Origin of the sequence: Actinotignum vesiculae (assembly GCF_051267215.1) — a bacterium.
GTDB classification, from domain to species: domain Bacteria; phylum Actinomycetota; class Actinomycetes; order Actinomycetales; family Actinomycetaceae; genus Actinotignum; species Actinotignum schaalii.
This window is the reverse complement of the sequence record NZ_JBOZGG010000030.1, coordinates 1-617: the sequence shown is the minus strand read 5'-3', so window position 1 is coordinate 617 and position 617 is coordinate 1. Positions and strand designations below refer to the sequence as shown.

At 68.6% G+C, this 617-nt stretch carries 1 protein-coding gene; it reads left to right on the top strand.

What is annotated here, in order from left to right; all coding sequences use genetic code 11:
- The coding region (locus ACRQHG_RS09355; RefSeq protein ID WP_435720025.1) for an MFS transporter at positions 1-501 on the top strand (501 nt) is incomplete at its 5' end.
- Between the last annotated feature and the right edge of the window lie 116 nt (positions 502-617).

The following is a 617-nucleotide window of genomic DNA, read 5'->3' as shown; positions in this document are numbered from 1 at the left end:
GGCATCGCCGGCGATGCCGCCTTCGCCTCCTCCATCCTGGTGGGCCTGACCAACCTGGCCTTCACCCTGCTGGGCCGCTCCCTCGTGGACAAAGTGGGGCGCCGCCCGCTGGTGACCCTGGGCGCCGGTATCGACCTGGTGGCGCTGCTGGCCATCGCCGGAATCTTCTATTTCAACGGCTCGGAGCTGTCCACCACCACCGGCATTATTGTGCTGGTTCTCATCATCGTGTTCATCGCGGCGCTCGCGGTGGGTATCGGTTCGGTGCTGTGGGTTTTCATCTCGGAGATCTTCCCGCCGGCCCACCGTGCCAACGGCCAGGCCGTCGGTTCGGCCGCCCACTGGGTGTCCGCCGCGATCATCTCCGGCACCTTCCCGGTCATGTTCCAAGCCTCGATGACCTTCACCTTCCTCTTCTACGCTGCGTGCATGCTCGGCGCGGTCATCTGGTCGCGGACTATGATGCCGGAGACGAAGGGAACTCTTCTCGAGGACGTGTAGCCCGGGCGGCGCCCATGGCGCGCCCACGGTGCGGCGCACCGTGGGCCCCGCGCATGGTACGGTGCCCACGCACCGTCAGGTGGCGCGCCGGCCGGCGGGCGCGGCCCGCGCAGCGG